This window comes from Klebsiella sp. HC6 (genome assembly GCF_022605325.1).
Lineage (GTDB): Bacteria > Pseudomonadota > Gammaproteobacteria > Enterobacterales > Enterobacteriaceae > Klebsiella > Klebsiella terrigena.
In genome coordinates this window covers 1,514,431-1,534,618 of record NZ_CP093276.1, presented here as the reverse complement: position 1 = coordinate 1,534,618, position 20,188 = coordinate 1,514,431, and the positions used below count along the sequence as shown (strand labels likewise).

Annotated in this window: 21 protein-coding genes; 5 read left to right on the top strand and 16 right to left on the bottom strand. The window is 58.8% G+C overall.

Annotated features, from left to right (window positions below):
• Nucleotides 1-145: 145 nt before the first annotated feature.
• The 3 genes from MMW58_RS07580 to sseA all read left to right on the top strand — a co-directional run bounded on the left by MMW58_RS07580 (nucleotide 146) and on the right by sseA (nucleotide 3,547).
• A complete protein-coding gene (locus MMW58_RS07580; protein ID WP_241723024.1) occupies nucleotides 146-1,357 on the top strand; it encodes a hypothetical protein in 1,212 nt (403 codons plus the stop codon).
• A gap of 36 nt (nucleotides 1,358-1,393) precedes the next feature.
• Nucleotides 1,394-2,578, top strand: coding sequence for an amidohydrolase (locus MMW58_RS07575; protein ID WP_241723023.1), 1,185 nt, complete (start codon nucleotides 1,394-1,396; stop codon nucleotides 2,576-2,578).
• Between the two features lie 123 nt (nucleotides 2,579-2,701).
• A complete protein-coding gene (gene sseA / locus MMW58_RS07570; protein ID WP_159236821.1) occupies nucleotides 2,702-3,547 on the top strand; it encodes a 3-mercaptopyruvate sulfurtransferase in 846 nt (281 codons plus the stop codon).
• Between the two features lie 31 nt (nucleotides 3,548-3,578).
• Here sseA and sseB read toward each other — a convergent pair whose 3' ends face one another.
• The 11 genes from sseB to trmJ all read right to left on the bottom strand — a co-directional run bounded on the left by sseB (nucleotide 3,579) and on the right by trmJ (nucleotide 12,683).
• Nucleotides 3,579-4,355, bottom strand: a complete 777-nt coding sequence (sseB, locus tag MMW58_RS07565; protein ID WP_241723022.1) for an enhanced serine sensitivity protein SseB — start codon at nucleotides 4,353-4,355, stop codon at nucleotides 3,579-3,581.
• Between the two features lie 88 nt (nucleotides 4,356-4,443).
• Nucleotides 4,444-5,730, bottom strand: coding sequence for an aminopeptidase PepB (gene pepB / locus MMW58_RS07560; RefSeq protein ID WP_159236823.1), 1,287 nt, complete (start codon nucleotides 5,728-5,730; stop codon nucleotides 4,444-4,446).
• A 179-nt stretch (nucleotides 5,731-5,909) separates the two neighbouring features.
• Nucleotides 5,910-6,110, bottom strand: a complete 201-nt coding sequence (iscX, locus tag MMW58_RS07555; protein WP_041146721.1) for a Fe-S cluster assembly protein IscX — start codon at nucleotides 6,108-6,110, stop codon at nucleotides 5,910-5,912.
• 1 nt (nucleotide 6,111) lies between these two features.
• Nucleotides 6,112-6,447, bottom strand: a complete 336-nt coding sequence (gene fdx, locus MMW58_RS07550) for an ISC system 2Fe-2S type ferredoxin (RefSeq protein WP_095100276.1) — start codon at nucleotides 6,445-6,447, stop codon at nucleotides 6,112-6,114.
• A gap of 1 nt (nucleotide 6,448) precedes the next feature.
• The gene (gene hscA, locus MMW58_RS07545) at nucleotides 6,449-8,299 is read right to left on the bottom strand and encodes a Fe-S protein assembly chaperone HscA (RefSeq protein WP_241723021.1); all 1,851 of its coding nucleotides are present in this window, start codon (nucleotides 8,297-8,299) and stop codon (nucleotides 6,449-6,451) included.
• 75 nt (nucleotides 8,300-8,374) lie between these two features.
• Complete coding sequence (gene hscB, locus MMW58_RS07540; RefSeq protein WP_241723020.1) at nucleotides 8,375-8,890, bottom strand: co-chaperone HscB; 516 nt, start codon at nucleotides 8,888-8,890, stop codon at nucleotides 8,375-8,377.
• 171 nt (nucleotides 8,891-9,061) lie between these two features.
• Entirely contained in the window at nucleotides 9,062-9,385 is a 324-nt protein-coding gene (gene iscA, locus MMW58_RS07535; RefSeq protein ID WP_041146725.1) for an iron-sulfur cluster assembly protein IscA, read from the bottom strand.
• 15 nt (nucleotides 9,386-9,400) lie between these two features.
• Nucleotides 9,401-9,787, bottom strand: coding sequence for a Fe-S cluster assembly scaffold IscU (gene iscU, locus MMW58_RS07530; RefSeq protein ID WP_004866383.1), 387 nt, complete (start codon nucleotides 9,785-9,787; stop codon nucleotides 9,401-9,403).
• 26 nt (nucleotides 9,788-9,813) lie between these two features.
• The gene (iscS, locus tag MMW58_RS07525; RefSeq protein WP_045856338.1) at nucleotides 9,814-11,028 is read right to left on the bottom strand and encodes a cysteine desulfurase; all 1,215 of its coding nucleotides are present in this window, start codon (nucleotides 11,026-11,028) and stop codon (nucleotides 9,814-9,816) included.
• Between the two features lie 173 nt (nucleotides 11,029-11,201).
• Nucleotides 11,202-11,693 carry a Fe-S cluster assembly transcriptional regulator IscR gene (iscR, locus tag MMW58_RS07520; protein ID WP_041146727.1) on the bottom strand — a complete coding sequence of 164 codons (492 nt, stop codon included), beginning with the start codon at nucleotides 11,691-11,693 and terminating at the stop codon, nucleotides 11,202-11,204.
• Between the two features lie 249 nt (nucleotides 11,694-11,942).
• Nucleotides 11,943-12,683 carry a tRNA (cytosine(32)/uridine(32)-2'-O)-methyltransferase TrmJ gene (trmJ, locus tag MMW58_RS07515; RefSeq protein ID WP_241723019.1) on the bottom strand — a complete coding sequence of 247 codons (741 nt, stop codon included), beginning with the start codon at nucleotides 12,681-12,683 and terminating at the stop codon, nucleotides 11,943-11,945.
• A 120-nt stretch (nucleotides 12,684-12,803) separates the two neighbouring features.
• Here trmJ and suhB point away from each other — a divergent pair, with 120 nt between their 5' ends.
• Complete coding sequence (suhB, locus tag MMW58_RS07510; protein WP_045856343.1) at nucleotides 12,804-13,607, top strand: inositol-1-monophosphatase; 804 nt, start codon at nucleotides 12,804-12,806, stop codon at nucleotides 13,605-13,607.
• A 43-nt stretch (nucleotides 13,608-13,650) separates the two neighbouring features.
• On the opposite strand, the gene MMW58_RS07505 is transcribed toward suhB, so the two are convergent.
• Together MMW58_RS07505 and MMW58_RS07500 are read right to left on the bottom strand one after the other, a co-directional pair.
• Nucleotides 13,651-14,631 (bottom strand): nickel/cobalt transporter, encoded by a 981-nt coding sequence (locus MMW58_RS07505; protein ID WP_241723018.1) that lies wholly within the window; start codon nucleotides 14,629-14,631, stop codon nucleotides 13,651-13,653.
• The gene (locus MMW58_RS07500; protein ID WP_133601169.1) at nucleotides 14,622-15,260 is read right to left on the bottom strand and encodes a DUF1007 family protein; all 639 of its coding nucleotides are present in this window, start codon (nucleotides 15,258-15,260) and stop codon (nucleotides 14,622-14,624) included. Before MMW58_RS07500 ends, MMW58_RS07505 begins: the two co-directional genes overlap by 10 nt.
• Nucleotides 15,261-15,384: 124 nt before the next feature.
• On the opposite strand from MMW58_RS07500, the gene csiE reads away from it, so the two are divergent.
• On the top strand, nucleotides 15,385-16,662 hold the full coding sequence (csiE, locus tag MMW58_RS07495) for a stationary phase inducible protein CsiE (protein ID WP_132514317.1): 1,278 nt from the start codon (nucleotides 15,385-15,387) through the stop codon (nucleotides 16,660-16,662).
• On the opposite strand, the gene MMW58_RS07490 is transcribed toward csiE, so the two are convergent.
• From MMW58_RS07490 to MMW58_RS07480, 3 genes are all read right to left on the bottom strand, one after another.
• On the bottom strand, nucleotides 16,659-17,792 hold the full coding sequence (locus MMW58_RS07490; protein WP_133601167.1) for a 3-phenylpropionate MFS transporter: 1,134 nt from the start codon (nucleotides 17,790-17,792) through the stop codon (nucleotides 16,659-16,661). The two genes, csiE and MMW58_RS07490, sit on opposite strands and share 4 nt — an antisense overlap.
• A gap of 87 nt (nucleotides 17,793-17,879) precedes the next feature.
• Nucleotides 17,880-18,707 (bottom strand): aldose 1-epimerase, encoded by an 828-nt coding sequence (locus MMW58_RS07485; RefSeq protein ID WP_241723017.1) that lies wholly within the window; start codon nucleotides 18,705-18,707, stop codon nucleotides 17,880-17,882.
• Complete coding sequence (locus MMW58_RS07480; RefSeq protein ID WP_241723016.1) at nucleotides 18,707-20,143, bottom strand: sugar porter family MFS transporter; 1,437 nt, start codon at nucleotides 20,141-20,143, stop codon at nucleotides 18,707-18,709. The genes MMW58_RS07485 and MMW58_RS07480 overlap by 1 nt, the downstream gene beginning before the upstream one ends.
• Nucleotides 20,144-20,188 lie beyond the last annotated feature (45 nt).

The following is a 20,188-nucleotide window of genomic DNA, read 5'->3' as shown; positions in this document are numbered from 1 at the left end:
GCATAATTTACGGTATATGTTAATGCCCACGTCGGCTAAAACACTTCTGGTGGTAGCACTGACCGTCCGTTCTGCGGAATCAATAACGGCACAACAGTCATCCGTTCCGTATTGACATATAAAATAAATAATATGGGAATTATTTATGTCACAAATGAGCGCTCTTTTAATTATTCTTTTCATTCTTTATACAGGCGATGTTATTTCGACCCGGACAAAAGCCTGGGTCCCTTCCGTCTTTGTTTGTGCAGCGCTGTTTCTGGGCGGGTACTGGACATTTTTCCCGGCGGATATTATCAGCCGGGCGGGGATCACCGCGCCCATCGCCATCATGCTGATGTATCTGCTGATTACCAATATGGGGACCCTGCTGTCGCTGAAGGAGCTCATGCGCCAGTGGAAAACGGTGGTCGTTGCGCTTGCGGGGATCGCCGGTATAACGGTGGCCGTCTTCGTGGTGAGCCTGCTGCTGTTTGACCACAACACCGCGCTGGTTACCATCCCGCCGCTGGTCGGCGGGATCGTTTCATCATTGATTATGTCGCAAGGCGCAAGCAACGCCGGGCTGGTGGATCTGTCGGTGCTGGCGATTCTGATTTACGTGATGCAGGGATTCGCCGGCTATCCCCTCACCGCCATCATGCTGCAACGCGAAGGAAAAGCGTTGCTTATGCGCTACCGCAGCGGCGAATATCATCCTGATAGCGCTGAAGATGAACGGACCCTCCTCGCCTGTGGTGAAGAAATGATGCCGCGTCTGTTTAGCCGCATCCCCACCAGCTACAACAGTACCTATTTTAAATTCCTGCGCCTGGCGGTGGTGGGCTGCCTGGCCTGGTTTGTCTCCGAGCTGGCAAAACCCATCGTCAGCATCAGCCCGTTCGTACTGTGCCTGTTTTTTGGCGTGGTCTTTACTTCATTGGGCTTTCTTGAAAAACATACGCTGCAAAAAGCGAACGGATTCGGCTTTGCCGTAATGGCATTGATGCTGTTTATCTTTGATACCCTGAACAAAGCCACTCCGGATATGCTGCTGCGCCTGCTTTATCCGATGGCGGTGCTCATCGCCACGGCGGTTATCGGCATGTTTATCGTTTCCTGGGCCGTAGGGAAAGCGCTCGGCGTCAGCGGCGCCATGTCGTTCGCCATCTCCCTGACCGCGCTGTACGGCTTTCCGGCGGATTACATCATTACCAACGAAGCCATTAATTCCCTCACCCAGGATGAAAAAGAACGCCAGATGCTGACTCAGCACATGCTGGGGCCAATGCTGGTCGGCGGGTTTATCTCCGTGACGATTGTTTCCGTCATCCTCGCCGGAATACTGGTGGGCTATCTGACGCCGGTTGTCGGCTGAACACTTTCATTTTCTACCTACTTATGGAGTCCGTTTATGATTAACCCCGCTATTACCGCCATTATTGCCAGAGAAGAGCAGGCGACAATCGCCTTTCGCCGCGATCTACACGCCCACCCGGAGCTGCCGTGGGAGGAACGGCGAACGACGGAGCGCGTCGTGGTGGAACTGGAGAGCATCGGCATCGCCTGCCGTCGTACCGTTCCGACAGGCGTCATTGCAGACATCACCGGCGGCAGGCCGGGCAAGACGGTCGCTCTGCGCGCCGATATGGATGCGCTGCCGGTGCAGGAGCTCAACGATCGGCTCAGCTATAAATCGCAAATCGCCGGGAAAATGCACGCCTGCGGGCATGATTCCCATACCGCAATGCTGCTCACCGCCGCCCGCGCGCTGTACGAGGTTCGCGAGCAGATGGCCGGTAACGTGCGTTTAATTTTTCAGCCCGCCGAGGAGATTGCCGAGGGAGCGAAAGCCATGATCGACCAGGGCGCGCTCGATAGCGTCGACAACATTTTTGGCATGCACATCTGGTCCGGCTCGCCTGCCGGTAAAATCTCCTGCAACGTGGGGTCGTCGTTTGCCTCCGCGGATTTACTCAAAGTCACTTTTCGCGGTCGCGGCGGTCACGGTTCAATGCCGGAGGCCTGCATCGATGCGGCGGTCGTCGCCTCCGCCTTCGTGATGAATTTGCAGGCTATCGTGGCGCGTGAAACTTCGCCGCTGGAATCCGCGGTGGTCTCTATCGGCCGAATGGATGTCGGCACCCGGTTCAACGTGATTGCCGAAAATGCCGTTCTTGACGGCACCGTGCGCTGTTTCAGCATCGAAACCCGCCAGCGCCTGGAGGCCGCAATAGCGCGCTATGCGCAGCATACCGCGGCGATGTATGGTGCCACCGTTGACGTCGACTACTGCTACGGCACGCTGCCGGTAATTAACGAAGAACGCAGCGCACGGCTGGCGCAATCGGTGATCCGCGAGGCCTTCGGCGACGACGTGCTATTCAGCGAAAAGCCAACGACCGGCGGAGAGGATTTCAGCTTTTATATGCAGGACATTCCCGGCTGTTTTGCCCTGCTCGGCTCCGGCAATAAAGAGAAAGGGAGCGACTACGCCCACCATCACGGATGCTTCAATATCGATGAGCAGGTGATGAAAACCGGCGCCGGGCTGTACGCCCAGTACGCCTGGCGCTATCTGCATCAAAACCGCTTCTGATCGTTTCTCCCCCGGCCTGCGCCGGGGACATATCACATTACGATATGTATTACGTGAAAATGCCTTGTCGGTAAGGGCAAAAACATCAACAATCTATCTATTGTTGATGACACGGAGATAGCCATGTCCACTTCGTTTTTTGTCGCCGCCGACTGGTTAGCGGAACATATTGATGACCCGGAAATCCAGATTATCGATGCCCGAATGGCGCCGCCAGGGCAGGAAGATCGCGATTTGCACGCCGAATATCGCGCGGGTCATATTCCCAACGCCGTATTTTTCGATATTGAAGCGCTTTCCGATCGCACCAGCCCGCTGCCGCATATGATGCCGCGCGCGGAAGCCTTCGCCGTGGCGATGCGCGAGCTTGGCGTGAGCAGCGATAAGCATCTGGTGGTTTACGATGAGGGCAACCTCTTCTCGGCGCCGCGCGCCTGGTGGATGCTGCGGACCTTCGGGGTCGAAAACGTCTCTATTCTCGCCGGCGGCCTGGCCGGCTGGCGGCGCGATGAGCTGCCGCTGGAGCAGGACGAGCCGCAGCTGCCGGAGGGCGAATTCGACGGCCGCTTCGATCCGCTGGTGGTTAAGCGGCTGACCGACGTGCTGCTGGTGAGTCATGAAGGATCGGCCCAGATCGTCGACGCGCGTCCGGCCGGGCGCTTTAACGGTCTCGTTGACGAGCCGCGCCCGGGACTGCGCCGGGGGCATATTCCCGGGGCGCTGAACGTTCCGTGGACCGAGCTGGTGATTAACGGCGAGCTGAAAACTATCGACGAGCTGAACGATATTTTCCTGCGCCAGGGCGTGGACTTCGAGCGGCCGATTATCGCCAGCTGCGGGTCCGGCGTCACGGCGGCGGTGGTGGTGCTGGCGCTGACAACCCTGGGCGTTAACGGCGTCAGCCTGTATGACGGTTCGTGGAGCGAATGGGGCGCCCGCCCGGATCTGCCGATAGAGCCGGCGCAATAAAAATAGCGGCGGGGTTCACGCCCCGCCGTCATCAGATAATGCGGTTCTGCTTGAAATCGCGCAGGAAGCTGCCCCAGCGCTTTTCATAGAAGGGCGCGATATGGGCAATCATAAAGTGGCTGATGCCCTTCTCCCCTTCCACGACCTGACAAATATCGATCGGCTCATCGCCGGGCTGCGTGTCGGTTGCCACGCTGCCGGTCGCCTGGATGACCTCTTCAATATCCCCCTCGGCCTCAATGCCGATAAGCAGATTCGCCGGCGCGTCGGCGCTGTCCTTAATCGAGCACAGAAACGCGCGCTTCACGGTTTTCAGGGATTTAAAGAGCGTGGTCAGCGAATCCACCATCTGCGCCGGCGGCTCGGCCACCTCAGACAGCAGCAGAGGCTGCCCGCCTTCCAGCACGGTTTGCGCGCTCAGAGGACCGCCATCTTCACCCAGCAGATGCTTGATTTCGTTCGGTGTAAACTCTTTTCCGGCCGGCAGTTTGGCATTGAGGAACAGCGTCTCGCCCAGGGTCATCGCCATCAGCGTACGCGCCGGCATCGCCACAAAAGCCTGCTCGTCTTCGACCGCCTGCTGCAGCGCCTCCAGCGAGGTAAAAAAGGGAATGACCGAGGCGCCATCGTCTTTTTCCCAGTGCTGCAGGTCTACGGCACTCTCTTCGACAACCTGTTCACCTTCCGCCGCCGCGCCGGGCACCCAGACGGTGGACTCCAGCAGCGTACGGAAAAAAGCCGGGCGATGGCCTGGCTCAATCGCCGCCTTTTCCAGCAGCGTTTCTAATTCATTTTTAGTTTCGGACATGGCTCTCACAACATCAGAATCAGAAATCCCCCGGCCGTGGACGCGGGCCGGGGTGACACAATCCGGGGCGCCAGCGCCCCGCCATTTTTTACTCTGCGGTTAACAGATTGGCAATCGTACGCACGCCGAGCCCCGTCGCGCCGGCTGACCACTGCTCAACGGCGGATTTACGGTAGGTCGCGGAGCAGTCGATGTGCAGCCAGCCCTGATGATAGTTCTCAACGAAATGGGAGAGGAACCCTGCCGCCGTGCTCGCACCCGCCGGATAGGCGGCGCTGCCGGTGTTGTTCAGCTCGGCGAAGTTCGACGGCAGCTGGCCGCGATGGAATTCCGCCAGCGGCAGACGCCAGAAGGCTTCGTTTTCCGCCTGCGCGCTCGCCAGCAGGCGAGACGCCAGCGCGTCGTCGAAGCTGAACAGCGCGTGGTAGTCGTTGCCCAGGGCGGTTTTCGCCGCACCGGTCAGCGTCGCCGCGTCGATAATCAGCTCCGGCTTCTGCGCAGAGGCATCGATCAGGCCATCCGCCAGCACCAGACGGCCTTCGGCGTCGGTGTTCATGATTTCTACGGTTTTACCGTTACGGTAGCGAATGATATCGCCCAGCTTGAAGGCGTTGCCGCTAATCAGGTTGTCGGCGCAGCACAGATAGAGCTTCACGCGCTTATTCAGGCCGCGGGCGATCGCAAACGCCAGCGCCCCGGTCACCGTTGCCGCGCCGCCCATGTCGGACTTCATCGAATCCATAAACGCGCTCTGCTTGATGCTGTAGCCGCCGGAATCGAAGGTGATGCCTTTCCCCACCAGGCAGGCGTAGACCGGCGCATCTTTATCGCCGGTTGGGTTGTAGTCCAGCGCCAGCAGGACCGGCGGGCGCTCGGAGCCGCGTCCGACGGTGTGCAGACCAAGATAGTTCTGCTCGCGCAGGTCTTCACCTTTGGTGATGCGGTAGGTCACGTTGTCGCAGCCAACGCCGCACAGCAGATCGACCGCGCGCTGGGCCAGCTGCTCCGGACCGAGCTCTTCCGCCGGGGCGTTAATGGTGTCGCGCACCCAGTCAATAATGGCCAGACGGCTATCCAGCTCGCGCTTTTGCGCGTCATCCAGCGCCGGCCACTCAACCTGACGGCTGCCTTTCGGCCCTTTATAGCCCGCCCAGAATGCCCACGCGCGGTCGGTATTCCAGCCCTCGCCGTCGAGCGCAACGTGCCTGATGCCCATGCCGTCAACTTTACGCGCCGCGCGCTGAATCAGGCCCAGGTCGTCTTTACCGTTCAGATGCAAGGTGATGCCGTCGTTGTTAATGCTGTAAGCCGCTTTTTCTCCCCAGCGTGCGTCGGCGGGTTGGGTCGTCAGCGTAATCTTCATGGCTTCGGTCATTTTATTCATCCTTATTAGCAAACGGGCCACCCTATGGCAGCCCGTTAAAATTTTTCCGCTAAATGATTCGCGTTGCAGGAAGGCGGCAAGTAAGCAAATCCCCTGGAGCATAGATAACTATGTGACTGGGGTGAGCGAACGCGGCCAACGCATCTGCAACGTGGAACATGACGCGAAAATTATTCTGCTTCGTCTAACCAGACTAGCAGAATTGCCTCCAGAATTTTTTCATTGGATGCGTTTGGATCGTCATTAAACTCTTCCAGCTCGCAAATCCACTGATGCAAATCGGTGAAGCGAACGGTTTTCGGGTCGAGATCCGGGAAGGCGTCATACAGCGCTTCGCCAATTTCGCGACTGTCGGTCCATTTCAGTGCCATATCAATGCTCGCGTGCGTGGTTGATGGTGTAGCGCGGAATTTCGACGACCAGATCGTCGGCGGTCACGCGCGCCTGGCAGCTCAGACGGCTGTCGGGTTCCAGCCCCCAGGCCTTATCCAGCATATCGTCTTCATCTTCGGTACTTTCGGCCAGCGAGTCAAAACCTTCACGCACGATGCAGTGGCAGGTGGTGCAGGCGCAGGATTTTTCACAGGCGTGTTCAATCTCAATACCGCTACGCAGCGCGGCATCAAGAATGGTCTCACCGATTTTAGCTTCCACAACTACGCCATCCGGGCACAGGTCCTGATGGGGTAGAAAAACAATCTTTGGCATATTAAACCTCGTCCACGGATTGGCCTTTCAGCGCGGTACGGACCGACTGGTCCATGCGGCGTGCGGCAAATTCCTGGGTTTGTGTGTCTGTATTTTTAATGGCTTCTTTTATTGCATCGGCGTCATCGCCTGCCGCCACCGCGCGCAGCTGCGCCGTTGCGTCATCGATAGCCTGACGTTCTGCGGCGCTTAACAGCGCGGCATCGCTGGCCAGCGCGCTTTCCAGGCTTTCCAGAACGCGTGCGGCTTCGACTTTTTGCTCGGCCAGCATTCGCGCCTTGACGTCCTGCTCGGCGTGGCTCATCGAATCTTTGATCATGGTGGCGATTTCGCTGTCGCTCAGGCCGTAGGAGGGCTTCACCTGAATGGACGCTTCGACCGCGGTCGATTTCTCCATAGCGGTGACGCTCAGCAGCCCGTCGGCATCGACCTGGAAGGTGACGCGAATATGCGCCCCGCCCGCCGGCATTGCCGGGATACCGCGCAGCGCAAAACGCGCCAGCGAACGGCAGTCCTGCACCAGCTCGCGCTCGCCCTGCATGACGTGGATGGACATCGCCGTCTGACCGTCTTTAAAGGTGGTGAACTCCTGGGCGCGGGCCACCGGAATGGTGGTATTGCGCGGGATCACTTTCTCCACCAGGCCGCCCATCGTTTCCAGCCCCAAAGAGAGCGGGATAACGTCGAGCAGCAGCAGCTCGCTGTCCGGCTTGTTGCCGACCAGAATATCGGCCTGAATGGCGGCGCCGATGGCGACAACTTTATCCGGGTCAATGGTGGTCAGCGGGGTACGGCCAAAAAACTCGCCGACGCGCTCGCGCACCAGCGGCACGCGGGTTGAGCCGCCCACCATCACCACTTCCAGCACCTCTTCCGCGCTCACGCCGGCGTCCTTCAACGCGCGACGACAGGCCAGCCGAGTACGCTTAACCAGCGGAGCAATCAGCTCATTAAAGTGGCTACGGGTGATTTCGCCCTGCCAGCCGCCGACGTCAACGCGGGCGGTTTCCGCCGCGCTGAGGGCAATTTTGGCCGCAATAGCCGCGTCCAGCAGCTCGCGCTGCAGGCGGTTATCGCTGCGATCGCTAAGGCCCGCCTGCTCGCGCAGGTAGTCCGCCAGCAGATGGTCAAAATCATCGCCGCCGAGCGCGGAGTCGCCGCCGGTGGCCAGAACTTCGAAAACGCCGCGGCTGAGGCGCAGCACGGAAATATCAAAGGTGCCGCCGCCGAGATCGTAGACCGCGATAACCCCTTCCTGACCGGAGTCGAGGCCGTAGGCTATCGCCGCCGCCGTCGGTTCGTTCAGCAGGCGCAGCACGTGCAGGCCGGCCAGACGCGCGGCGTCTTTAGTGCCCTGGCGCTGCGCATCGTCGAAGTAGGCCGGGACGGTAATCACCACGCCGTCGAGGTCACCGGCAAGGGCTTCCGTGGCGCGGGCGGCCAGCGCCTTGAGGATATCGGCGGAAACGCGGACCGGATTAAGCAGGCCGCCGGCGGTTTGAATCATCGGCAGGCCGTTTTCGCTGGCCTGCAGCTGATAAGGCAGATGCGGGTAGCGGGTCTGAATATCGACCAGCGAGCGCCCCATCATGCGCTTTACCGAGCTGATGGTGTTAACCGGATCCAGCGCCGCATTCTGTCGGGCATCATAGCCGACGCTGAGGCCCGAGGGCTGGTAGTTCACCACCGAAGGCAGCAGGTAGCGTCCCTGGCGATCGGGCAGAGTTTCGGCCTGGCCGCTACGCACGGTGGCGACCAGTGAATTGGTGGTACCCAGGTCAATACCCGCCGCCAGACGACGCTGGTGCGGCGCGGCACTCAGGCCAGGCTCACTAATTTGTAATAAGGCCATAATTGCTTCCGAATATTAATTTACTCGTCATAATCTGTGTTGCAGCTACGTTGGCTGCATAGCGACCCTAACAGGTTAGAGTGAAAAAAACTTTTCTTCGAGTTGTTCTGCAACATTCTGAAGTTTATCGAGAAAACGCAGCTTACGCACGGTATCCGCCGCGCTCTCCCACGCTTCACTGTCTAACTGCTCAACGACCTGCCGCTGACGAACGTCGTACATCCCCTTCACGCGCTGAATAAATGCGGTCAAACGCGCTTCGTCCTGCGATTTTTCGATCTCATCCAGCTCTTCGCGCAGCTCCAGCTGCTCCATCAGGAACGCGGTGTCGCGCACGGTGTGCTGTTCGCTGGCTAAATCGAAGCCGTGAAGCGAAAGGATGTATTCGGCGCGGGTCAGCGGATGACGCAGCGTTTGCCATGCCTGATTGATCGTCGCGGAGTGCTGCACGGAGGCGAGCTGTTCGGCGGCGCTGGCGCTGGCGAACCGGTCGGGGTGATACTGGCGCTGTAAATCCTGGTACCGGACAGCCAGCTGTTCTTGCGAAAGGGTATAACTGACCGGTAACCCGAAGAGGGCAAAATAGTCCATAGTAACCTCAGGGTTAACGAGATAAAGCAAACCCCACGCACGGTACTCCGCTGTGGGGTTATATATCCGCGCCTCTCAGGTCGCATCTTAACCGGCGGCGTTCGCCTACTGTCGGGAAACGCCCGCCTGCCGCCGCGATGCTGCGCCGAAATTCAGCGGATATAGTGCAGATTACACGTTGAAGCTTTCGCCGCAGCCGCACTCATCTTTGATGTTCGGGTTGGTAAACTTAAACCCTTCATTCAGGCCTTCTTTAACAAAGTCCAGCTGAGTGCCGTCGAGGAACTGCAGGCTTTTGCCGTCGATCACTACCTTGACGCCTTTATCTTCAAACACGGTGTCTTCTGCCGCCGGCTCGTCAACAAATTCCAGCACGTAGGCCATACCTGAACAGCCGGAGGTGCGAACGCCTAAGCGCAGGCCAAAGCCTTTGCCGCGGTTGGCCAGGAAGGTATTCACTCGCGACGCTGCGCTGTCGCTAAGAGTAATCGACATACAATAACCTCTTAATTATTTCGCTTCACGTTTGCTTTTGTAATCCGCAATCGCGGCTTTAATCGCGTCTTCCGCCAGGATAGAGCAGTGGATTTTTACCGGCGGCAGCTCGAGTTCATCGGCGATATCGGTGTTCTTGATAGCCTGAGCTTCGTCCAGAGACTTGCCCTTCACCCACTCGGTGACGAGGGAGCTGGAGGCGATAGCGGAACCGCAGCCGTAGGTCTTGAAGCGCGCGTCTTCAATGATACCTTCATTGTTGACTTTGATCTGCAGCTTCATAACGTCGCCGCACGCCGGCGCGCCGACCATGCCGCTACCGACGGAGTCGTCGCTGTTGTCAAAAGAGCCGACGTTGCGCGGATTCTCGTAATGATCGATAACTTTTTCGCTGTATGCCATGATTAATTCTCCTTAATGCCTACCGATTAATGATGTGACCATTCAATGCTGTTCAGATCCACGCCCTGCTTGAACATTTCCCACAGCGGAGAAAGATCGCGCAGACGACCAATGGAGTTGCGAACCAGGTTGATGGTGTAGTCAATCTCTTCTTCGGTAGTAAAACGACCTAAAGAGAAACGGATAGAACTGTGTGCCAGTTCATCAGTCATGCCCAGCGCGCGGAGCACGTAGGATGGCTCGAGGCTCGCCGAGGTACAGGCGGAACCGGAGGAAACGGCCAGGTCTTTCAGTGCCATAATCAGCGATTCGCCTTCAACATAGTTGAAGCTGACGTTGAGAATGTTCGGCGCGCCCTGCGCGAGGTCACCGTTGAGGTAAACCTCTTCCATATCTTTTACGCCTTCCCACAGACGGTTACGCAGACCGCGCAGGCGCGCCATCTCGGTTTCCATCTCTTCTTTCGCGATACGGTAAGCTTCACCCATACCGACGATCTGGTGGACAGGCAGAGTGCCTGAACGCATGCCGCGCTCGTGACCGCCGCCGTGCATCTGCGCTTCAATACGAATACGCGGTTTGCGACGGACGTACAGCGCGCCAATGCCTTTCGGGCCATAAATTTTGTGACCGGAGAAGGACATCAGGTCAACTTTCAGCTGGCTCAGGTCGATAGGCAGTTTGCCCACGCTCTGGGTGGCGTCTACGTGATAAATGATACCGCGCGCGCGGCACATTTCGCCGATGGTAGCGATGTCCTGCACCACGCCGATTTCGTTGTTCACGTGCATGATGGAGACCAGGATGGTGTCATCACGCATGGCCGCTTCCAGCTCTTTCAGATCGATAATCCCGTTGCGCTGAGGCGCAAGGTAGGTTATCTCGAAGCCTTCACGCTCCAGCTGACGACAGGTGTCCAGCACGGCTTTGTGCTCGGTTTTGCTGGTGATAATGTGCTTGCCTTTTTTCTGATAAAAGTTGGCTGCACCTTTGATCGCCAGGTTGTCGGATTCCGTTGCGCCTGAGGTAAAGACGATTTCGCGCGGGTCGGCACCGACCAGCTCGGCAATCTGATTACGGGCGATATCAACCGCCTCTTCAGCCTGCCAGCCAAAACGGTGTGAACGAGAGGCCGGGTTACCAAAGGTCCCGTCCAGGGTCAGAAACTGCATCATTTTCTCGGCAACACGCGGGTCCACCGGCGTTGTTGCGGAGTAATCGAGATAAATCGGTAATTTCATTGCTCTTTAACTCCGTACATCACTCAATGCAAGGAACCAGGCGGCCGGCTTGATGTACGACCGGGTATACGGGATGTCGCAACATCCCGGCCTGATTCGAAAATCTTTTATAATTGTTACCCTGAACGTTTCACCCTGCGGCGAACGGGCCGCAAGCTGAAACAGAACGAGTACTACGCACGCAGTTTGACGTCGATAGCGTCCTGAGTGCGGGTATTACGCTGGGATTCATGGCTGTGCTGACGGCCTGAAACATCGAGGATTTCCTGGTTGTTCACCAGTTCGCCCAGCGTGATGTTGTTCAGGAAGCTGGTCAGGCGCTCGCTCAGGTCGCGCCACAGCGCGTGGGTCAGGCATTTATCGCCGCCCTGGCAGCCGCCTTTACCCTGACAACGGGTGGCGTCAACGGACTCATCAACCGCGCTGATAACTTCACCAACGGCGATGCTACCGGCTTCTTTACCTAATAAATAACCGCCGCCTGGACCGCGAACGCTCGATACCAGACCATTTTTACGCAGGCGGGAAAACAGCTGTTCCAGATAGGAAAGCGAAATCCCCTGACGCTCAGAAATATCAGCTAACGGAACCGGGCCCGATTCAGAGTTGAGCGCGACGTCCAGCATCGCGGTCACAGCATAACGCCCTTTAGATGTCAGTCTCATGTCTTACTTAACCTCAAACTCGCCCCTGCCCGGGCTTTTTATTAATATGGGTATTGCATAGCAGGGCCAAGTCTGACATTCCCGAGTAATTTGGTCAACTATTTACTTGACTGTTTTAGTCAGGTATTTGGCTATCTGTGCCCTTGCGTCCTGACGCCCATATTCCCGGCCGTACTGCGGCTCTCAGGGCGACCGGTTCAACGACTCAGCGCGTCCTCTGCGGCCTTGATGCGCCGCAAAGAGGCCGATTTACTCTTTGTTCTTGTGCTGCTGCTCAATCGACGCCAGCATTCCGCGCAGGATATTCAGCTCCTGGCTTTCCGGGCGCGCGCGGGTAAACAGACGGCGCAGCTTGTTCATCACCTGCCCAGGATGGCTGGCACGAATAAAGCCGGTCGCCAGCAGCGTCTGCTCGAGATGGCCGTAAAAGCGCTCTAAATCATCCACCAGCGGATACGGCGCCTCTTCCTGCTGTTCGACCTGCTCCTGCTCCTGCTCCTGAGTCGCCAGCCATGCCATCCGCACCTCATAAGCGATGACCTGCACCGCCATCGCCAGGTTCAGCGAGCTATACTCCGGGTTGGCGGCAATCGCGACGTGGTAATGGCATTTCTGCAGCTCGTCGTTGGTCAAACCGACGCGCTCCCGGCCAAAGACCAGCGCCACCGGGGCGTGCTGGCCTTCTGAAACGCTCTTCAGGCCGCACTCGCGCGGGTCGAGCATTGGCCACGGCAAAGTACGCGAACGGGCGCTGGTACCGACCACCAGGCTGCATCCGGCCAGGGCTTCATCCAGCGTATCGACGATATGCGCATTGCCGATAACGTCGCTGGCGCCGGCCGCCAGGGCGATAGCCTGAGAGTCAGGCTTAACCAGCGGATTAACCAGCCACAGGTTTGTCAGGCCCATGGTTTTCATTGCCCGGGCCACGGAGCCCATATTGCCAGTGTGTGAAGTTTCTACCAGTACGATTCGAATATTTTGCAGCATTAGTGTTCTTCGGCTAAAGATTATTCACGCATGCTATCATAAAACGAAGACATAAGCAGATTTCACTGTTACTATGTGCGCCGTTTTTTCCCGTTCTTTAACATCCAGTGAGAGAGACCGATGCATCCGATGCTGAATATCGCCGTGCGCGCAGCGCGCAAGGCGGGTAATTTAATTGCCAAGCACTACGAAACGCCAGACTCCGTAGAAACCAGCCAGAAAGGCAGCAATGATTTTGTGACTAACGTCGATAAGGCAGCCGAAGCGCTGATTATTGAAACGATTCGCAAATCTTACCCGCAGCACACCATTATCACCGAAGAAAGCGGTGAGCACGCAGGTGAAGATCAGGATGTTCAATGGGTTATCGATCCACTGGATGGCACCACCAACTTCGTAAAACGTCTGCCGCACTTCTCCGTATCCATCGCCGTACGCATTAAAGGCCGTACCGAAGTCGCCGTGGTTTACGATCCAATGCGCAACGAACTCTTCACCGCAACCCGCGGCCAGGGCGCTCAGCTGAACGGCTATCGTCTGCGCGGCAGCAGCGCTCGCGATCTGGATGGTACGATTATCGCCACCGGTTTCCCGTTCAAAGCGAAACAGCACGCCACCACCTACATGAATATTCTGGGCAAAATGTTTACCGAATGCGCTGACTTCCGCCGCACCGGTTCCGCAGCCCTGGATCTGGCCTACGTTGCCGCCGGCCGCGTTGATGGCTACTTCGAGATCGCGCTGAAGCCGTGGGATTTCGCTGCTGGCGAGCTGATTGCTCGTGAAGCGGGCGCTATCGTTTGCGACTTCACCGGTGGCCATAACCACCTGTACAGCGGCAATATCGTTGCCGGCAACCCGCGCGTTGTTAAAGCCATGCTGGCCAACATGCGCGAAGAGCTGAGCGAAGCGCTGAAGCGTTAATCTCTCTCACCTCACCCCGGCCCGCCCGGGGTGAGAGTATCGCTCAAAACGGCCGCAGTCCGCCGCCGCCCGGCACCGCACTGCTCCACATCACCACCGCCGCCGCCACTAAAACGACGCCGCCGGACAGCGCCAAAGTCGACCAGCCAATCTGCTGCCAAAGAGGCGGCGTTTTATTCGCGCTAAGCTTAACGGCCAGCTGACGAAAGCCGTGCACCAGCAGCGCCAGCCCGCTGATAGTCAGCGAGGTTCCCGCCGCCATTGCCAGCGCCGCCGCCATCCCCCAGCCAAATACGCCAATCACCTTACTAAACAGCAGGACCATGATCGCCCCTGAGCAGGGACGCATGCCCATCGACAAAACGATGGCCAGCCGCGCGCGCCAGTCATCGCCGCTTTGCAGCTGTTCCGGCGCCGGCATATGCTGATGCCCGCAGCCGCAGTGCTCATGATGAACGTGATGGGGCGTAAAGGCGGTAAACGTTGGCCGACGCAGCTGCCCGCGCAGCTTTTTCAGCGCCCGCCAGCACAGCAGCAGGCCCAGCGCGCCGACCAGCAGATAGCTCCCCTTCTCCAGCCAGAAGCTGCTGAGATGAAGCTGCCTTGCGGGCAGCTGCAGCAGGGTCAGCACCACCACCACCAGCACAATCGCCACCGCGCCCTGCAGGAGAGAGGCGGCCAGCGTCAGCGCAATGCTCGAGCGGAGCTTCGCGGGATGCGTCGCCAGCCAGGTGGTAATCACAATCTTGCCGTGCCCCGGCCCCAGGGCGTGCAGGACGCCGTAGATAAAGCTAAACGCCAGCAGCGAAAGCCCGGCCGCTCGCGGATTTTCCGCCACCGCTTTCAGCAGGCCGCTGAGTTCAAAATTGAGCGCCCGCTGCCAGATAGTGCTTTGCAGCATCACTTCTGGCCAGGCCTGCCAGAGCCAGACGCCGGCGCCCGCTGCCAGCGCTAAAAACAGCGCCAGCGGCCACAGCTGGCGCAGGCGGGAAGCCCGGGAGGGGGTTGAGAATACTACTGACATGTCAGCGTCACCTTCTGAGCAAAATAGGTTCCGAGCGCCATATCTTCCGGCGGCGCATCGGCTTTATCGAGCGACTGCGCAAAAGCCGTCATTTTATCATTCGGCTTTGGCGTCACCACCGTCACCTTGCATCCCGCGCGCAGCGCCGCAGGTAGGGTGACGTCGCCCGGCTTGTCATAGAACATATCGACGTAATAGGTCGGGTCGAAGGTCGAAAGCGTCAGGGTTTGTCCCGCCAGGGGCAGCGGTTTAGCCAGCGGCAGAGTGAAGGTCAGCACCGCCTGGTGTCCGTCGCGCTCCAGACCGTAGCCGTCGGGGCGATTATCAAACTTCACGTGCTGGCCGTTATGCCAAAGCTCGCTGAAGTAGTGCTGCCCAAGGACGTTCGCCATCACCTCCGCCGCCAGCTTTTTCCATACTTCATCTCCCGGCTTTGCGCTGCCGGCATCGTAAAGCAGGTCTGAGGAGGTGATCTCATCCATCGTCCAGCGCATTTTGAAACCGGTGAGCTGTCCGTTATCGGCGACCACCTCCGTCCGCAGGCTGATAAAGCTATGCGGATGCGCCAGCACGCTAAATGATAAAACCATGAAAAATGCCGCACCGGTGCATTGTTTCACTCTCTTCATCCGTTCCTCACGTGAAAAATTCTGTGAACTTATCCAGCAATCCTGACGTAAAGACGCCAGCCTGCCCTGCTCTCTGTTCATCCATTGGCTATTCTTAGCGAAAACCCTAACTGGAACTTATCAGATGATGACCGTGATTGAACCACCATCTGCGCTTTCCAGTCCACAGCGCCGTAACCAGGTCCTGCTGATGTTTTATCTGCCCGGGCAGCCGGTCACCCCCGAGCGGCTTAGCGCGATCAACCTTGTTGACGAGGCGACGGCCCGGCAGGATATCGCGGAGACGGAACGTGACATTCAGCGTTACCACCGCTTGACCCTCGCGTCGCAGGTGGACGGCAGCTATCGGATTGAAGGCGCCGCAATCGATCAACGCCTGTGCCTGCTGCACGGCTTACGCCGGGCGCTGCGCCTGTGTCCGCATTTTATCCGCCACCATTTTACCCCGGCATTAAAAACGCAGCTTAAACTGCAGGGCGTTGCGCGCACCTTATATGACGACACCAATCTGCAGGCGCTGGTCAACCGCTGCGCCCGGACGCTTAACCGCCAGTTTGACTGTCGGGATATTCACTTCCTGCGCCTCTATCTGCAGTACTGCCTGCTTCAGCATCATCTCGGGCAGACGCCGACCTTTACCGAAGATCAGCAGCGCTGGACCCAGGAGGCGGCGGAGTCGATACTTGCCGCTGAGATTATCCGCCACTGGCAGCGTCGGGTCGCTACCGCGCCGCACGCGGGCGAGCAGCTGTTTCTGACCCTGCTATTCATGCTGCTCAAAACGCCCGATCCTATCCGCGATGGCCACCAGCAGGACCGCCGCCTGCACCTGGCTATCTCCGGGCTGATCCACCGTTTCCAGGATCTATCCGGCCGGCCGTTTAGCGACGATCGGGGGCTGAGCGATCAGCTCTATATTCATCTCTCCCAGGCGCTAAACCGCAGCGTGTTCGCGATCGGTATCGATAATGCGCTGCCGGAGGAGATGAGCCGCCTCTATCCGCGCCTGATGCGCACCACAAAAACGGCGCTGGAGGAGTTTGAGAGCGCCTACCGGGTTCGCTTTAATCAGGAGGAAGTGGGGCTGATTGCGGTGATTTTTGGCGCATGGCTGATGCAGAAAAGCGAGCTGCACGAGAAGCAGGTGGTGCTGCTGACCCACGACAATCCCGACCTCGAGCAGGCGCTTGAGCTGCAGCTGCGCGAGCTGACCCTGCTGCCGCTCAATATCAAATATCAGAACGTTCACGCCTTTCAAAAGGAGGGCGCACCGAAGGGCGTGGCGCTGGTGGTGACCCCTTATGCTACGGCGCTGCCGCTGTTTTCACCGCCGCTGTTTCACGCTGAGGAGATGTTCAGCGATCACCAGCGGCAGCATATTTGTCAAATGCTTGAGGACTAGGATACCGCCTTCGGCCTCAGCACCAGCGCCGGCAGGGCAACCAGCGCCATCACCCAGAACACGCCCTGGTGCAGGTGCTGGTAGAGGAAGCCGGCAAATACCGTCATTACCGCAATGCTGCCCCCCATCGCCACCGCGGAGTAGACCGCCTGCAGACGAATCACCTCCCCGCCCTGACGCGCCGAAATATAGCGCATCGCCGCCAGGTGACATACCGTAAAGGTGCCGCAGTGCAGGATCTGCGCGACGATGAGCCACGGCAGCTCGGTGGTCCAGCCCATCAGCGTCCAGCGAACCAGCCCGCAAACGGCGGAGAGCAGCAGCAGATCCCGCGCGCTGAAGCGGCTAAAGGCTTTTTTGCTCAGCGCAAAGATAACCACCTCCGCGACCACCCCCAGCGACCACAGATAGCCGATCGCCGAAGCGGAATAGCCCGCCTCCTGCCAGTAAATCGCGCTGAAGCCATAGTAGGCGGCATGGGCGCCCTGCAGCAGGCAGACGCAGGCGAGGAAGCGCCAGCTTTGGCGCACCAGCTTCAGCCATGCCGGGAGCCCGGCCGCCTGCTGGTGGCGAACTTCCCCCTGCGGCATCACCGAGGGTGTAAGCAGCATGCCCAGCAGCATGGAGGCGATGCCGAGGCTTAGCAGCACCAGGATCGCCCGATAATCAAACAGGCTGACCAGCTTGCCGGTCAGCGCGGAGCCGATCACAAACGCCACCGATCCCCACAGACGCACGCGCCCGTAGTCCATGGTTATCTGCTTTTGCCAGGTATTCGCCAGCGCATCGGTCAGCGGTACCAGCGGAGAGAAAAACAGATTGAAGCCGACCATCACCACCATCAGCCAGGCGACGCGGCTATCGGCCCAAAAGCCAAGGACAAACAGCAGGGCCAGCAGCGCCAGCACCCGCAGGGCGGAAATGAGCCGGGAGGGATCGCTTACCCGCGGCGCAATCAGCAGGCTGCCGAGAAAACGCGCCACCAGCCCGGCACCGAGCAGCATACCGATCGTTTCCGGCGTCAGCCCCGCGCCTGCCAGCCAGACGCTCCAGAACGGCAGAAAGATGCCGTAGCTAAAGAAGTAGGTAAAGTAACTAAGCGCCAGCCAGCGCGTGGAGTGCAAGACCATGATTTCCTCCCGAATGGAGGCGACAGTCTGGCGACAAACCCCGGCGGGCGCAAGCCGGGGATTTAGGTATAACCCGCTGAATCAGGCCTATTTAACCGCAATTTTCAGCGACCATGAAACCCTATCCTCCGGGCCTAATACCACCAGACCAGGCTGCCCGTCCACGTTGTGCGCGTTTACAGGATGGCTTTGCGGCTCAAGGCAGACAAACGGTTCACCCGACATACGGAACAGCATAAGCCATGGAGTTTGCGATGAAATTGTGACGGACATCACTTCTCGTTGGATGACGGCCGTGCCGTTCCAGCCGGAATAGCAGACGTTCAGCCAGCGATCCTCTCCACAGGCAGACTGCGTGAAATCGCCGCCCTCCGGCAGCTCACCGCGCCAGCTAAGCGGCAAGTGCAACTCGCCCTCTGGCCAGTGGCCGCTCGCCAAAAACTGCATCCGGCTTAGCCTGTCGAAGGCAAAAAAGGGGTGAAAGCCGCCGCCGTAAAGCATCGGCTCGTCGCCGCAGTGGGTAACGGTCAGGGAGGCGAGAAGCTCCCCCTGCCGTAGCTCGTAGCGGATCTGTGCGCGATAGTCGAATCCGCAGGAGTGGCGGCTATGCAGCTCCAGTACGCAGCGTTCTGCGCAGCGTTCGATGACCTCCCACTCGCTCAACCAGCCGTCGCCGTGGAGAAAAAAACGCGCGTCAGCCTGATGATTAGGCAGGATGATTTCGCGCCCCCGAAAGGAGAAGCGGTTGCCGGCCACCCGGTTTGCCAGCGGCACCATCGGGAACAGGCCGCCGGCAGGATTTTCATGCAATACCGGGGTTTGATGCCGGCGGGAGAACAGACTTTGCACCTTACCGCCCTGCGGATCGACGCGCATCTGTAGATGCGCGTTTTCCAGAATGAAGCCGTCCGCCATTAGCGCGTCTGCTCCTGTTTCAACGCCTGCCTGCCGGCATGACGCTGCGCCAGCTGCTCTTCCAGCGCTTCCAGCGTAACGCCTTTAGTTTCCGGAACGTTGCGCAGAATGTACAGATACCCCGCCGCGCATATAACCCCGTACAGCAGGAAGCTGCCCGACGCGCCCAGCCCGGCATTCAGCAGCGGGAAGGTATAGGTTAACAGGAAGCAGGCCACCCACAGCGCCAGCGTACCCAGCGACATCGCCAGCCCGCGCACGCGGTTAGGGAAAATTTCCGATAACAGAACCCAGGTCACCGGCGCCAGCGTCAGCGCGTAAATAGCGATCGCCGCCAGCACCAGAATCAGTACCGGTAATCCCAGGATCCCCAGACCATAGGCCGCAGCGATCAGCGCATAGATGATGGTCAGCCCGGCGGCGCCGAGCAGCATCAGCCTGCGGCGACCAATCCTGTCGACCAGCGGAAGCGCGGCGATGGTAAAGATCAGGTTGATAAGCCCGGTCGCCACGATCGATTTCAGCGTGCTGTTAATGTCAAATCCGGCGGAGGCGAAAATCTCCTGCGCGTAGTTGAAAATAACGTTAATACCGCACCACTGCTGGAACATTGCCAGTACCATACCCATCACAATGATCGGGCGAACTTTGGGCTGCCACAGCGCGGACCAGGAGACTTTTTGCGTGTCTTTGCTGAGGGTTTGCTCGATATCCCTGATGGTTTCATCGGCGTAGCGCTGATTGCCGATGCGCATTAGCATCTGGTGCGCACGCTGGCTTTTCCCCACGCGGACCAGCCAGCGCGGCGACTCGGGAACGAAAAACATCAGGACCAGGAACGCCAGCGCGGGCACGACGCCGGAACCAAACATCCAGCGCCAGCCAACCTGTCCGTTCCAGCTGGCGCTGATCTCTGCCAGCGTAGCGCTACTGGCCACCGGCTTCGCGATCGCCAGGTTAACCAGCTGCGCCGCCAGAACGCCAATAACGATAGTCAGCTGATTCACCGCCACAAAGCGTCCGCGCTGCGCGGCGGGACTTATCTCGGCGATATACATTGGGCTTAGCGCAGAAGCCAGCCCGATCCCCAGGCCGCCAACGATACGCCACGCCACGAACAGATCGAAGCTGCCGGCGAGCGCCGTGCCCCAGGCCGAGAGCGTAAACAGCGCCGCGGCGATGATGAGCGGAATTTTGCGGCCAAACTTATCCGCGCACCATCCGGAAGCCAGCGCTCCGAAAACGCAGCCAACCAGCGCTGAACTCATCGCCCAGCCGGACTGCGCCGGGTCGGTAATGGAAAAATAGGCTTCATAAAACGGCTTCGCGCCGCCGATCACCACCCAGTCATAGCCAAACAGTAAACCACCGCAGGCGGCAACCAGACAGATCGTCCAGACGTAGCCCATTTTCAGTTGTGTCTGCGCGTTATTCATAAGGATTCCTCTTTCAGGGAAACGCAGGGAACAGTAGGGTTGGCG

Excerpts from the sequence above, each read along its gene's own strand:
- iscA (WP_041146725.1), bottom strand. The coding sequence starts at position 9,385 with ATGTCGATTACTCTTAGCGACAGCGCAGCGTCGCGAGTGAATACCTTC.
- trmJ (WP_241723019.1), bottom strand. The coding sequence starts at position 12,683 with ATGCTGCAAAATATTCGAATCGTACTGGTAGAAACTTCACACACTGGC.
- MMW58_RS07505 (WP_241723018.1), bottom strand. The coding sequence starts at position 14,631 with ATGTCAGTAGTATTCTCAACCCCCTCCCGGGCTTCCCGCCTGCGCCAG.
- fdx (WP_095100276.1), bottom strand. The coding sequence starts at position 6,447 with ATGCCAAAGATTGTTTTTCTACCCCATCAGGACCTGTGCCCGGATGGC.
- pepB (WP_159236823.1), bottom strand. The coding sequence starts at position 5,730 with ATGACCGAAGCCATGAAGATTACGCTGACGACCCAACCCGCCGACGCA.
- hscA (WP_241723021.1), bottom strand. The coding sequence starts at position 8,299 with ATGGCCTTATTACAAATTAGTGAGCCTGGCCTGAGTGCCGCGCCGCAC.
- MMW58_RS07500 (WP_133601169.1), bottom strand. The coding sequence starts at position 15,260 with ATGAAGAGAGTGAAACAATGCACCGGTGCGGCATTTTTCATGGTTTTA.
- iscX (WP_041146721.1), bottom strand. The coding sequence starts at position 6,110 with ATGGCACTGAAATGGACCGACAGTCGCGAAATTGGCGAAGCGCTGTAT.
- MMW58_RS07575 (WP_241723023.1), top strand. The coding sequence starts at position 1,394 with ATGATTAACCCCGCTATTACCGCCATTATTGCCAGAGAAGAGCAGGCG.
- csiE (WP_132514317.1), top strand. The coding sequence starts at position 15,385 with ATGATGACCGTGATTGAACCACCATCTGCGCTTTCCAGTCCACAGCGC.
- MMW58_RS07490 (WP_133601167.1), bottom strand. The coding sequence starts at position 17,792 with ATGGTCTTGCACTCCACGCGCTGGCTGGCGCTTAGTTACTTTACCTAC.
- sseB (WP_241723022.1), bottom strand. The coding sequence starts at position 4,355 with ATGTCCGAAACTAAAAATGAATTAGAAACGCTGCTGGAAAAGGCGGCG.
- MMW58_RS07580 (WP_241723024.1), top strand. The coding sequence starts at position 146 with ATGTCACAAATGAGCGCTCTTTTAATTATTCTTTTCATTCTTTATACA.
- hscB (WP_241723020.1), bottom strand. The coding sequence starts at position 8,890 with ATGGACTATTTTGCCCTCTTCGGGTTACCGGTCAGTTATACCCTTTCG.
- MMW58_RS07480 (WP_241723016.1), bottom strand. The coding sequence starts at position 20,143 with ATGAATAACGCGCAGACACAACTGAAAATGGGCTACGTCTGGACGATC.
- MMW58_RS07485 (WP_241723017.1), bottom strand. The coding sequence starts at position 18,707 with ATGGCGGACGGCTTCATTCTGGAAAACGCGCATCTACAGATGCGCGTC.
- iscS (WP_045856338.1), bottom strand. The coding sequence starts at position 11,028 with ATGAAATTACCGATTTATCTCGATTACTCCGCAACAACGCCGGTGGAC.
- iscU (WP_004866383.1), bottom strand. The coding sequence starts at position 9,787 with ATGGCATACAGCGAAAAAGTTATCGATCATTACGAGAATCCGCGCAAC.
- sseA (WP_159236821.1), top strand. The coding sequence starts at position 2,702 with ATGTCCACTTCGTTTTTTGTCGCCGCCGACTGGTTAGCGGAACATATT.
- iscR (WP_041146727.1), bottom strand. The coding sequence starts at position 11,693 with ATGAGACTGACATCTAAAGGGCGTTATGCTGTGACCGCGATGCTGGAC.
- suhB (WP_045856343.1), top strand. The coding sequence starts at position 12,804 with ATGCATCCGATGCTGAATATCGCCGTGCGCGCAGCGCGCAAGGCGGGT.